Source organism: Kocuria salsicia (assembly GCF_007681555.1).
Lineage (GTDB): Bacteria > Actinomycetota > Actinomycetes > Actinomycetales > Micrococcaceae > Kocuria > Kocuria salsicia.
Map to the genome: position 1 here is coordinate 22,366 of NZ_VELE01000013.1, position 12,153 is coordinate 34,518.

Below are 12,153 nucleotides of genomic sequence, written 5' to 3' on the forward strand. Positions count from 1 at the left end.
TCATGCTAGCCACCGCGCGGCAGCGCCGGGGACGACGCCACCCGGGCACCCGCCTGCACCCCGTGACCGAGGGTGCGGGCAAGCAGCTGGCCCCCTTCTACGACACGCCGATGGTCTATCACCCGCTGTCCACGCTGCTGCTGGCCGGGGTGCGGGAGATCCTGGTGATCACCACCCCGCACGACGCCGAGCGGCTCGAGGACGGGCCACGGTTCGGCATGTGGACCACGTACGCGCAGCATCCGCGTCCGGACGGTCTCGCGCGGGCGTTGCTCCTGGGCACGGAGCACATCGGCGGCTACCGCGCCGTCGATTTTGCCTGCACTCCCTCGCCGCTGACACCTCACCGCGCGCACGTGCGCGGTCACGACGGCGGCACCACCGCGTCCCGTGGGGCGCTCAGCGCGCGGAGGCGAACTGCGCCGAGAGCCGCTGGGCGGCGTCGCGCAGGAGGGGAACGGCACGCTCGCCGAACCCCCAGTCCACCCGCGTGGTGGGACCCGAGACCGAGATGGCCGTGGGCGTGGGGGCGTTGGGCAGGACCATGGAGAAGCAGCGCACGCCGATCTCCTGCTCCTCGTCGTCCACGGCGTAGCCGCGCTCCCGGATCACCTCGAGGTCCGCGAGCAGGGACTCCACGGTGCCGTGGCTCTTCACGGTGGGGGTGGGCATGCCCATGGACGTCACGATGCTCAGAACCTGCTGCTCCGGCAGGGCTGCCAGGATCGCCTTGCCCACCCCGGTGTCGTGCATGTGGGCCCGGCGGCCCACCTCCGTGAACATCCGCATGGAGTGGGAGGACTGTGCCTGACCCACGTAGATGACCATCTGCCCGTCCAGCATCGCCATGTTCGCGGACTCCCCCAGCTCGTCCACGAGCCCCTGCAGCACGGGCTGCGCGTAGGTGCCGAGCTGCAGCCCGGCCGCGTTGCCCAGCCGGATGAGCCCCGGGCCGAGCGCGTAGCTGCGGTTGGGAAGCTGGCGCACGTAGCCCAACGGGATGAGCGTGCGCAGCAGTCGGTGGATGGTGGGCAGCGGCAGTTCGGCCCGGGAGGCGAGCTCGCTGAGCGAGGACTCTCCGCCGGAGGCGGTGATGATGCTGAGCAGGTCGAAGACCCGCTCCACGGACCGGACCCCGCCCGCGCTCCTGCCGTCCACCATGCGTGTGCTCCCTCTGCTTGCTGAGTTGGGCTGACCGCCGGGTCGGCCGGGTCACCGGCTCGCAGGGGTGCCGCGACGCCCCCGGGAGATGCCCTCAAGAACCGACCGCACTGTGTGAGCCAGGACTCAATTGGCGGTTGTCATGCGTCACATTCTACGCCTACGATGCCGTTAGTGGAATTATTTTTCCACCATGCGGATTTTTAATGGCGCAGCGCCCGCTGCCCTGGCACGACCGACTGCACCGACATCCAGGAGGCAACCCATGAGCATCACCCACACGACGCCCGAGAACGTGGCCGCCGCGGACCAGATCCTCTCGGACGAGGCCCTCGCGTTCGTCGAGGCCCTGCACCAGAAGTTCGGGGACCGCCGCGAGGAGCTGCTCGGCAAGCGCGAGACCGTGCGCCGCCAGGCCGCCGAGACCGGGACCATGAACTTCCTCCCCGAGACCAGTGAGGTCCGCGAGGGCGACTGGAAGGTCGCGCCGGCACCCGCCGCCCTGCAGGACCGGCGCGTGGAGATGACCGGACCGGCATCGCCCGCGAAGATGGCGATCAACGCCCTGAACTCCGGCGCCAAGGTGTGGCTCGCGGACCTCGAGGACGCCGCCTCCCCCAGCTGGGCCAACCAGGTGGACGCGATCGCCAACCTGCGCGACGCCGCCCGCGGAACCCTGGGTTTCACCTCCCCGGAGGGCAAGGAGTACAAGCTCCGCGAGGACGTGCCTTTGGCCGTGGTGGTCATGCGACCGCGCGGTTGGCACCTGCCCGAGTACAACATCACGGTGGATGGCAAGACCGGCTCCGGTTCTCTCACAGACTTCGGGCTGCACTTCTTCCACACGGCCAAGCAGCTGATCGAGAACGGTCAGGGGCCCTACTACTACCTGCCCAAGATGGAGTCCTACCTGGAGGCGCGGCTGTGGAACGACGTGTTCACGTTCGCGGAGGAGTACCTGGGCATCGAGCACGGCACCGTGCGCGCCACCGTGCTGATCGAGACCATTCCCGCCGCGTTCCAGATGGACGAGATCCTCTACGAGTTGCGGGACCACGCCTCCGGGCTCAATGCCGGGCGCTGGGACTACCTGTTCTCGATCATCAAGTACTTCCGTGACGCCGGCGAGAAGTTCATCCTGGCGGACCGCTCAGCCGTGACGATGACCGCTCCCCTGATGCGCGCGTACACGGACCTGCTGGTGCAGACGTGCCACAAGCGCGGCGCCTTCGCGATGGGCGGCATGGCCGCGTTCATCCCCTCCCGCAAGGACGAGGAGATCAACAAGGCCGCGTTCGAGAAGGTCCGCAACGACAAGACCCGCGAGGCCGGGGACGGCTTCGACGGTTCGTGGGTGGCCCACCCGGACCTGGTGCCCGTGTGCCAGGAGGTCTTCGACGGCGTGCTCGGCGAGAAGCCCAACCAGGTGGACCACCAGCGCCCCGACGTGGACGTGACCGCCGAGATGCTGCTGGACGTGCCCTCTGCGGGGGACCAGCGCACAGAGAAGGAGCTCAACGCCAACCTGTACGTGGCCATCCGCTACGTGGCGGTGTGGCTGTCCGGCAGCGGCGCGGTGGCCATCCACAACCTCATGGAGGACGCCGCCACCGCGGAGATCTCCCGCTCGCAGATCTGGCAGCAGATCAAGAACGGCGTGGTCTACACGGACACCGGCAACACCGCCACGCGCGAGCTCGTCTCCGACGCACTGGACACTCAGCTCGAGGTGCTGCGCGGTGAGATCGACCAGGAGAACTACGAGAAGTGGTTCGTGCCCGCCGGGCGGCTCATCTCGGACATGGTGCTCAGGGAGGACTACCCGAACTTCCTCACGCTGTCCGCGTATGACCTCTTGGAAGGCAGCAAGTGACCCAACCGGCCCACGCCGCTCACGCGTCCCCCGCCACGACCGCCCCGCGCGGCGCGGCGGGGGACGCCCCCGTTCTCTCCGAGGGCTCTATGCCCCGCGCGGACCTGCGCCACGACATGCACCTGACCATCGTGACGTTCCTCCCCGGCGGGGTCATCCCCTTCGCGGAGACCCACGTGATGGAGCCCGGGCCCCACATCCTCGAGGGCCAGGCCGTGTACCGGCTCCACGAGGACTGGTGTGAGGTCCAGGAGAGCGATTTCATGTGGTCGCACGGCCATGGTGCGCGAGGCATCTTGCTGCCTGCGTTTGAGGCGCACCACGACGCGGCTTGCCGCGTGAGGAGAAACGATGACGCCCCCACGAAAAATTGCCGGTACCCCAGCCGGCGTGGCCTTTCGCATCGCCGCCGTCGTGGCGTACGGCGGGATTCGGCTGGCTGCGAGGAGAGCCTCTGCGGCAGGACGGGCAGGTTCCCCGCGCGGACCCGTTTCCAAGAATCACCCGGAGGCTTGAGGCCGCCCTCGTGGCGCTCACGTGTTCCGAGCGCGAGGTGTCTCTGGCGATCCCTGATTCCCTGGCCAGACGAGGACGGCGCCCCGGGCCGTCATGGCCTGGAGCGCCGTCGTCGCAGTTCGGAACCTCAGATCGTCTTGGCGTCGATCACGAAGCGGTAGCGGACGTCCGAGCCGACCACGCGGTCGTAGGCGTCGTTGATCTCGTCCGCCTTGATGAGCTCGATCTCCGCGGTGACGCCGTGTTCGGCACAGAAGTCCAGCATCTCCTGGGTCTCGCGGATGCCGCCGATGTTGGAGCCCGTGAGGGACTTGCGACCGCCGATGAGCGAACCCGCACTGACCTCCAGGGCCTCGGTGGGCAGACCCAGCAGCACCATGGCGCCGTGGGGGCGCAGGGTGGCCATGAACTCCTGCACGTCGATGTGCGCGGACACGGTGTTGATGATGACGTCGAACTCGCCCTTGTGCTCCTTCAGGGCCTCCGGGTCCTCCTTGCGGGCGATCCAGTTCGTGGCGCCGAATCGCCGGCCGTCCTCCTCCTTGGAGCGGGTCTGGCTGATCACGGTGACCTCGGCCCCCATGGCGGCGGCGAGCTTCACGGCCACGTGGCCCAGCCCGCCCATGCCCACCACAGCCACCTTGGAGCCCTCGGTCACGCCCCAGGTGCGCAACGGGGAGTAGGTGGTGATGCCCGCGCACAGCAGCGGCGTGGTGGCCGCCGGGTCGAGGCTCTCGGGGATGTGGAGGGCGAACGCCTCGGAGACGATGATCTCGGTGGAGTACCCGCCGTCGGTGGGGCGGCCGTCGAAACGGTCCTTGCCGTTGTAGGTGCCCACGGCCTGGGGGCAGTTGTTCTCCTCGCCCTTCAGGCACCACTCGCACTCGCGGCACGAGTCCACCAGGCAGCCCACTCCGGCGCGCTCCCCCACGGTGAACTTCCGCACCTCGGAACCGACCTCGGTGACGCGGCCGATGATCTCGTGTCCCGGAACCATGGGGAACTCGATGGGCCCCCACTCCTCGCGCACGGTGTGGATGTCCGAGTGGCAGATCCCGGCGAACTCGATCTCGATGCGGATGTCGTCCGGGCGCAGGTCCCGCCGCTCGACGGTCCCCTTCTCGAGCGGGGCACCGGAGGCAACGGCCTGATAGGCAGCAACGTTGGTAGTCATGGCGGGTGACTGTAGTCCCTCGGTGCTCCGGTGTCACACTGGAGCACCGAGGAATACTCACGGGCCCGGTGGGTTTGTTACTGATAAGTATAAGTACCCGACGCGACTTCCAGGAGATCCCATGTCCCGCATTGTCAACGCACTGCAGTCACTGAGCGCGCCCGCTCCCAAGCCCACCACTGCGCAGAACGTCGCCCGCCTGGGGCTCGGGGCGTTCATGTCCACCGCGGGGATCTCCCACCTGACCTTTGCCCGCGAGGACTTCCGGGCACAGGTTCCCGACTGGTTCCCTGTGGACAAAGACACGGTGGTGCTCGCCTCCGGGGTGATGGAGATTGCGTTCGGTGCGGCACTGTTCGCACTGCCGAAGCGGCGCGCCGCCGTGGGCGCCGGGCTGGCCGCGTTCTACGCCGCGATCTTCCCCGGCAACATCAGCCAGTACGCCGAACGGCACGATGCCTTCGGCCTGGACACCGATGGCAGGCGACTGGCCCGCCTGTTTGGGCAGCCGGCCCTGATCGCGGCAGCCCTGTTGGCCGGAGGCTTCCCCCGCAAGTAGTCGGAAGCCCGGGACGCGAGCCGGCCTCACCGCCCGAACCGGAAACCCTTGAGGTCCTTCGGCAGAGGGCTCGTGTACGCGCGGACCTTGGAGGTCCTCAGCCGCAGCCGCACGAGCGACTGCGCCACGCTGACCGCGGCAGCCACGCCATCCACCACGGGCACGCCGCACCGCTGGTGCACGGCGCCCTCAAGGGCGGCCATCCCGCCGCAGCCAAGGACAGCCACCTCGGCGCGGTCCTGTTCGACGGCCCGCTGCGCCTCAGCCACGATCGTCTCGACCGCCGCGTTCTCATCCCGCTCCAGGTCCGGCGCGGAGGTGCTCGACGCCCGCACGGACGCGCAGCGCTCCATCAGCCCGGCCAGCCGCAACCGGTCCTCGATCAGCGGCACGGTGCGGCCCAGGGTGCTCACTCCCGGTGTCGCTGCGCCCCACGAAGGTGGCGATGTAAGCGGCCGCCTCGGGATGTCCACGACGGGCTGGTCGAGAAGCTCCTGCAGACCTTCCCGCCGGTGCTCGCCGAACCTGGCCTGGATCACGGGGTTGAAGGGTTGGTCACAGGTCAGCACCGCGTCCATCACTCCCACCGCGGCCAGGTAGGACTGCACGTTCCCTTCGCACGACGGCGCGCCGAATGTGGGCGTGAGCCCCACGATCTCCACGCCGGGCTCGGCCACGGCGCGCGGGGCCTCCGCAATGGACTCGGTCACGGACGGTGTGGCGTTCACGTTGACGGTCAGGATGCGCCTGGTGGGTCCTTCGGGTGGCCGGGGATCGGGTGGCACGACGACGCCGGGCTCCACCCTGCGGGGCGAGCGGGAGGCAGCCCGCGGCGGCGTCGTCGGCCGCGATCTCGTGCGAGACGCAGGGTCGGTGCGAAGTGGCGGCCACGGTGGCCTCACCGTGCTGGTCGGTGTACTCGAGCTCGCGCTCGGCGGTGACGAGGTAGCCCAGGGCGCCCAGGCCGGCCCCGATGAACCACGAGAACGCGCTGGTGGCCTGAAGACGGGCAGCAGGGCGAGCGCCAGAGAGACCGGTGCTGCGGGGATGAACGCCCCGATTGCCCGGGGGTCACGCCGCCGCGGTAGACGTACTCGCCGTGGTGGGTGTCCGTGGAGGCCCCGGGGCACGTTCACGCTGGAGCGGCGGATCAGCCGGTAGTCCACCATGCTGATCCCGGAGAGCGACCCGAGCAGCGGCACTCAACCCACCCAGGAAGTAAATGAGCACCACGGGCGAGGTGTAGAGGTTCCGCGGCAGGATCAGCAGCGCCAGGGACGCGAGCGCCAGCAGCGCGCCCGCACCCAGGACCGCGAGCACCTGCCACGCACCGAGTCCGAGGGCGAAGAGGCCGATGGCAAAGCCGTAGTTGCCCGGGGAGTGCAGGTCGTTGCCCCTCATGGTGAAGATGCTCTGCGCGCTCCATGTGCGCCCGTAACGGCTGGTGGGTGCGAGGTCCACGTTGTAGACCCTCTCGCTCGTGCCCGAGCGCGGCTCGTGGGCGACGTCGGGCGGTGCGTGCGGGCGCCCGGGCTCGGGGCGACCGGCCGCCTGCTCCGTGGTGCGGGGGAAGTCCTGGAGGAAACCGTGAGAGGACGTCGCCCCGTCCAGCTCTCAAATCCCACACCAAGGGTTGACGCGCATCACATCGGTCGATAATTTTTCATTCATCAGAACTCAAATTCCATATCATGGAATCAAAGCGAAAAACGGGCGGCCGCGCCACCGCCCCGGAGAGGGCCCACCGTGCGGTACACCGTGAACGCCTCGATCATGCTGACCGACCTGCCCGTGCTGGAGCGCCCCGCCGCCGTGGCGCGCGCAGGCTTCTCCGCGGTCGAGTTCTGGTGGCCGTTCCCCGCCACCACCCCGTCCGAGAGGGAGATCGAGGACTTCGCCCGGTCGCTGGAGGACGCGAACGTCCAGCTCACGGGCCTGAACTTCTTTGCCGGGGACATGCCTGCCGGTGAGCGGGGAGTCCTCTCCCACCCCACGCGCACGGATGAGTTCCGGCGAGGCGTGGACTCCCTGGTACGCGTGGCCCAGGCCACGGGCTGCCGGGCCTTCAACGCCCTCCACGGCAACCGCCTGCCGGACGTGCCCGTGGCCGACCAGGACGACGCCGCCGTCGAGAACCTCCGGTACGCCGCGGACGCGGTGGCGGTCTTCGGCGGGACGGTCCTGGTGGAACCGCTCTCCGGCGCCTCGACGTATCCTCTGCGCACCGCCGCGGACGTCATGGCCGTGCTCGACCGCGTGGACTGCCCGAACGTGAAGCTGCTTGCGGACTTCTACCACCTGGCGGTCAACGGGGAGGACGTCGAGGCCCTGATCGAACGGCACGCCGCGGAGTTCGGGCACATCCAGCTCGCGGATGCGCCCGGCCGCCACGAGCCGGGCACGGGCGATCTGCCGCTGCTCCGGTGGGTGGCCCGGGCCCACGAGCGCGGCTACCACGGACCGGTGGCGCTGGAGTACGTCCCCTCCCAGGACGACCCCTTCGCGTGGCTCCCCCGCGACCGGCGCGCGTGAGGCCGCACGCCTGTTCGGCAAACCGACGCCGCACAGCTGCGCACCGCGCAGCCGGGCCCCGAGCGGGCGGCGTCGTGCTGGAATGGTCCTGGAACCGGACATCCGCAGAAGGAGGAGACCGTGCGCGTCGTCGTGGCACCGGACAAGTTCAAGGGGTCGGTGACCGCCCACGAGGCGGCGGCCGAGCTTGCGGCGGGCATTGCCGAGGTGCGCCCGGACGCCGTCGTGGAGGTTCTGCCGGTCGCCGACGGCGGGGAGGGGACGCTCGACGCCGCCCTGGACGCGGGCTTCGAGCGCCACGACCTCACCGTCACCGGACCCGCGGGAAGTCCCGTCCCCGCCGCGTGGGGTCGACGCGGGGACGAGGCCGTGGTGGAGATGTCCTTGGCCTCGGGCCTCGCTGTCCTCCCCATCCAGGACGGCCGCCCCGTGCTCGCACCCCGCACCGCCACGAGCCGCGGCACGGGCGAGCTCGTGGCCGCCGCGCTCGATGCCGGCTGCACCCGCGTGCTGCTCGGCGTGGGCGGCAGCGCGACCACTGACGGCGGCGCGGGGATGCTCGCCGCGCTGGGGCTGCGCCTGCTGGACCTGGACGGCCGCGACCTGCCCCCTGGCGGCGCGGCGCTCGCGGAGTTGCGTCACGTGGACGCCGCACAGCTGCACCCACGCATCCGGGACGTCGAGTTCGTGCTTGCCGCGGACGTCGACAATCCTCTGCTCGGCCTGCGCGGTGCCGCCACGGTCTTCGGCCCGCAGAAGGGCGCCTCCGAACAGGACGTCCTGGACCTCGACGCCGCCCTGGCCGTGTTCCGCGACCGCCTCGCGGACGCGCTCGGCGAACCGGCCCGCCAGGCCGCGGACGCCCCCGGCGCGGGGGCCGCGGGCGGCGTCGGATACGCGGCACTCGCGGTGCTGGGGGCGCGGCGCAGGCCGGGGATCGACGTCGTGCTCGACCTTGTGGCGCTCGATGCCGCAGTGGCCGATGCGGACCTGCTGCTCACCGGCGAGGGCAGCCTGGACGAGCAGAGTCTCGGCGGGAAGACGCCGCTGGGCGTGCTGCACGTGGGGCGGCGCCACGGCGTGCCCGTGGTGGCCGTGTGCGGACGCACCACCCTGGATGCCGCGACACTTCGCGAGGCGGGGTTCGCCGCCGTCCACGAACTGCGCGCGCTTGCAGCGGACCCAGAAACGTCGATGCGAGGGGCACCTCGCCTGCTCCGTGAGGTCGGTCGCCGCATCGCCTCGCAGTGACGGAGCCTTCCACTTCCACGGGCACTCGAGGACGAGCCGCCCCTCACGCACCGCACCGCCCGGCCACGAGCGCCGGAACGCGCCAGCGGAAGGGCACCCCTTCCACGAATGCCTCCCCGCAGCACGGTTCACCTCAAAAGAAGACCCCGGAGTCCACCCGGGACAAGACCCCCCCAGCCCGGGGCGGCCGCAGACCCCGAGGTCGACGAGGAGCGCGCAAAGAAGCGGGTGCGGGCCACGGCGGACCAGGCGCATGCCCCTGAACTCCGTGACCGCCACCGTGAACGTGCCCGCCCTGGAGTACGAGCGGCTGTTCACGGCGCAGAACGCGTTCGTGGACATCGGCTTCCGGGGCGGCGCCGTCCCCGGCAACAAGGAAGGACCTGCGCCCCCGCACGATGACGGCGTGTCCGGCTTCAAGTGCTTCCTGCTGCACTCCGGGGGTGGAGGAGTTCCCCCACCTGGAGGCGGACGAGATGGCGGAGGCGCTCGCGGAGAACGTCGAGCGCACCCGCTGGACCGGGGCCCGCTCGCACATCCTGCACCTGTCCTCCTCGGACGCGATCCCCATGATCCGCTCCGCCAAGAACGACGGCCTGGACATCACCGTGGAGACCTGCCCGCACTACCTCACGCTGCTCTCCGAGGAGATCCCGGACGGCGCCACCGCGTTCAAGTGCTGCCCACCGGTGCGCGAGGTCTCCAACCGGGAGAAGCTGTGGGAGGGGCTGATCGACGGCACCATCGACTACATCGTCTCGGACCACTCCCCCTCCACGCTGGACCTCAAGGACCTGGGCAACGGGGACTTTGGGGTCGCGTGGGGCGGCGTCTCGTCGCTGCAGCTGGGCCTGTCCCTGATCTGGACCGAGGCACGACGCCGCGGGGTCGGGCTCGAGCGCGTGGTGCGGTGGATGTCCACGCGCCCTGCCGAGCGCGTGGGCCTGCGCGGCAAGGGCAAGCTGTCCCTGGGCTATGACGCGGACATGGCCGTCTTCGCCGCGGACGAGAGCTACGTGGTGGACGCCCAGCGCCTGAACCACAAGAACCCCGTCACCCCGTACCAGGGCAAGGTGCTCTCCGGGAAGGTCCGCAGGACCTTCGTGGGTGGCCGCCAGGTGGACCACGAGACCCCCACCGGCCGCCTGATCTCTCACGGCCAGGTCTGACGACGGCGCCGTGCCCCGCCTTCGCGGGACGGGGCACGGCGTCGTCTGCCCGTCGTCCAGGTCCGGGCGTTCCGGACGACGGCGCTGTCAGACCTTCCAGGGGGTCACGAAGTCATTCGCGGGTCGTCCTTCGACCGCCGCGAGCAGTTCAGCGGCCTGGGCGCCGTCGATCTCCTCACGGATGACGTCGGCTTGGCCCGCGTGCCGGGCGATCTCCTCCACGTGGTGCACGTAGAGGTACCGCAGCTTCGCCGGGCGAGCGTCGTTCATGCCCACCCAGGGCATGGGACCCACGGGCAGCTCCGCGTCGAGGTCACCGTCACGGCACATCTCCATGTACTCGCCGCGGACCGCATCGAAGGTCTCCAGCAGCGTTGTGATCTCCTCTTCGTCCGACGGTGTGAAGCTCACGAAGAACGCCTCGAACGGCTGGTCGTGCTCGTGGTGTCCCGCCCCGGAGAGCGACTGCTTCATGCAGAAGATGATGTGCTTGGTGATCCCGCTGATGCTCAAGGCGCCGCGCAGGGGCGTGCGACGTGCCTGGGCGTCGTCGAGTCCGTAGGAACTCGCGCGGATCGCATCGAGCTGAACATCCAGGTAGTTGCAGAGAGTGGTGCGTTCATCGTCGATCTGGGGCAGGTACACGGTGATGTCCTCTCAGGGTCAGCGGGTGCTGTCGGGACCATGACACCCGGTGTTGCGGACAGTTCCGGTCCGCTGCGTCGAGAAGAATGCAGGCATGGCGGAAACCACTCAGCGCGTCCTGCGTCTGCTCGGACTGCTGGAGGCTCGCACCACGTGGCAGGCGCGGGAGCTCGCGACGCGTCTCGAGGTCACGGAGCGCACCGTGCGCCGGGACGTCACCAGATTGCGGCAGCTGGGCTATCCCGTAGAAGCCGCGCCAGGGCTGGACGGCGGATACCGCTTGGGTGCCGGGCGCCGCCTGCCTCCCCTGCTCCTCGACGACGACGAGGCTGTCGCCCTGGTTGCCTGCCTCCGCATGGGCGCGCTCTCTGGCACAGATGACGTGGGAGAAACCGCTCTGCGCGCGCTGACGAAGCTTGACCAGCTTCTGCCTCCGCGACTGCACTCACTCGTCGCAGCCGTCGACGGGGCTACTCGAGCTCTCCCGCGCAACAGACCTGCCGTTGATCTCCACCTGCTGCAGCAACTGGCGACGGCACAGCGTGACCACATGTTGGTGCGTTTCGACTACCGCAAGCCCACCGGGGAGGTCAGCTCCCGGGAGGTGGAGCCGGTGCGACTCATGACCCAGGGGGAGCACTGGTATTTGCAGGGTTTCGACCGCGTGCGGGACGACTGGCGGGTGTTCCGCCTGGACCGGGTGACCAACCTCCGCGCCACGACCTGGCAGTTCGCGGTTCGTGAGGCGCCGCCGCTGGACTTCCGCCGTGATCTTGCCAGCCGCTACCCGTGCCGTGTCCGCGTGGAGATGGGCGTCGATGTGGAGAAAGCCACCGTCCGGATACCGGCCCCCTATCGGAGCCATCTGGAACCCACTGCTCGCGGCTGCCGTTTCCTGGTGGGCGCACCCGATTGGGACGACCTCGCATGGCACGTCCTGTGGGTCAGCCGAGACCTCAAAGCTCCTGTGACAGTCCTGGACGGGGCAGATGCGGATCCGTTCCGGGAGGCCATGGCACGCATCTCAGACCACGCGCGAGAGGCGAGTTAGGGGGTGCCGGCCGGGGCTGATCGCCGCGGGCGGTGTGAGGTCGATGGTTTGGGGCCCTCCGGTTGAGTTTCTCATCAGTCCGGGCGGACAGCGCTCAAGCAGAAGAGGTGACCCATCGGGTCGAGCATGACGCGCCACGGTTCGGGTGAGGGCTGGAAGGGGGCTTGACCCTTGATCTTGGACACGCGGAATCCAGCACGATGCTGGGAGAAGCGAGAATCC

At 69.6% G+C, this 12,153-nt stretch carries 10 protein-coding genes and 3 pseudogenes; 8 read left to right on the forward strand and 5 right to left on the reverse strand.

What is annotated here, in order from left to right:
• Positions 1-2: 2 nt before the first annotated feature.
• A pseudogene (locus tag FS770_RS12775) lies at positions 3-296 on the forward strand (sugar phosphate nucleotidyltransferase); the annotation flags it as partial.
• Between the two features lie 103 nt (positions 297-399).
• Here FS770_RS12775 and FS770_RS12780 read toward each other — a convergent pair.
• Positions 400-1,161 carry an IclR family transcriptional regulator gene (locus FS770_RS12780; protein ID WP_414672749.1) on the reverse strand — a complete coding sequence of 254 codons (762 nt, stop codon included), beginning with the start codon at positions 1,159-1,161 and terminating at the stop codon, positions 400-402.
• Positions 1,162-1,426: 265 nt separating this feature from the next.
• Here FS770_RS12780 and aceB point away from each other — a divergent pair, with 265 nt between their 5' ends.
• Positions 1,427-3,034, forward strand: a complete 1,608-nt coding sequence (aceB, locus tag FS770_RS12785; RefSeq protein WP_144943366.1) for a malate synthase A — start codon at positions 1,427-1,429, stop codon at positions 3,032-3,034.
• A gap of 98 nt (positions 3,035-3,132) precedes the next feature.
• A pseudogene (locus FS770_RS14160) lies at positions 3,133-3,303 on the forward strand ((S)-ureidoglycine aminohydrolase); the annotation flags it as partial.
• A gap of 374 nt (positions 3,304-3,677) precedes the next feature.
• Here FS770_RS14160 and FS770_RS12795 read toward each other — a convergent pair.
• Positions 3,678-4,724, reverse strand: a complete 1,047-nt coding sequence (locus FS770_RS12795) for an NAD(P)-dependent alcohol dehydrogenase (protein ID WP_144943367.1) — start codon at positions 4,722-4,724, stop codon at positions 3,678-3,680.
• 121 nt (positions 4,725-4,845) lie between these two features.
• On the opposite strand from FS770_RS12795, the gene FS770_RS12800 reads away from it, so the two are divergent.
• Positions 4,846-5,283, forward strand: coding sequence for a DoxX family protein (locus tag FS770_RS12800; protein WP_144943368.1), 438 nt, complete (start codon positions 4,846-4,848; stop codon positions 5,281-5,283).
• Positions 5,284-5,309: 26 nt separating this feature from the next.
• Here the strand turns inward: FS770_RS12800 and FS770_RS12805 are convergent, their stop codons facing one another.
• Entirely contained in the window at positions 5,310-6,068 is a 759-nt protein-coding gene (locus tag FS770_RS12805; RefSeq protein ID WP_144943369.1) for an aspartate/glutamate racemase family protein, read from the reverse strand.
• A gap of 286 nt (positions 6,069-6,354) precedes the next feature.
• Positions 6,355-6,744 (reverse strand): hypothetical protein, encoded by a 390-nt coding sequence (locus FS770_RS12810; RefSeq protein ID WP_144943370.1) that lies wholly within the window; start codon positions 6,742-6,744, stop codon positions 6,355-6,357.
• Between the two features lie 285 nt (positions 6,745-7,029).
• On the opposite strand from FS770_RS12810, the gene FS770_RS12815 reads away from it, so the two are divergent.
• The 3 genes and pseudogenes from FS770_RS12815 to FS770_RS12825 all read left to right on the forward strand — a co-directional run.
• Positions 7,030-7,815, forward strand: coding sequence for a hydroxypyruvate isomerase family protein (locus tag FS770_RS12815; RefSeq protein WP_145012463.1), 786 nt, complete (start codon positions 7,030-7,032; stop codon positions 7,813-7,815).
• Positions 7,816-7,935: 120 nt separating this feature from the next.
• The gene (locus FS770_RS12820; protein ID WP_145012466.1) at positions 7,936-9,066 is read left to right on the forward strand and encodes a glycerate kinase; all 1,131 of its coding nucleotides are present in this window, start codon (positions 7,936-7,938) and stop codon (positions 9,064-9,066) included.
• Positions 9,067-9,244: 178 nt separating this feature from the next.
• Positions 9,245-10,235, forward strand: a pseudogene (locus FS770_RS12825) (amidohydrolase family protein); the annotation flags it as partial.
• Positions 10,236-10,322: 87 nt separating this feature from the next.
• Here FS770_RS12825 and FS770_RS12830 read toward each other — a convergent pair.
• Positions 10,323-10,880 carry a mycothiol transferase gene (locus FS770_RS12830; protein ID WP_145012469.1) on the reverse strand — a complete coding sequence of 186 codons (558 nt, stop codon included), beginning with the start codon at positions 10,878-10,880 and terminating at the stop codon, positions 10,323-10,325.
• A gap of 94 nt (positions 10,881-10,974) precedes the next feature.
• Between FS770_RS12830 and FS770_RS12835 the strand changes: the two genes are divergently transcribed.
• Entirely contained in the window at positions 10,975-11,931 is a 957-nt protein-coding gene (locus FS770_RS12835) for a helix-turn-helix transcriptional regulator (protein WP_145012471.1), read from the forward strand.
• The last annotated feature ends 222 nt before the right edge of the window (positions 11,932-12,153 follow it).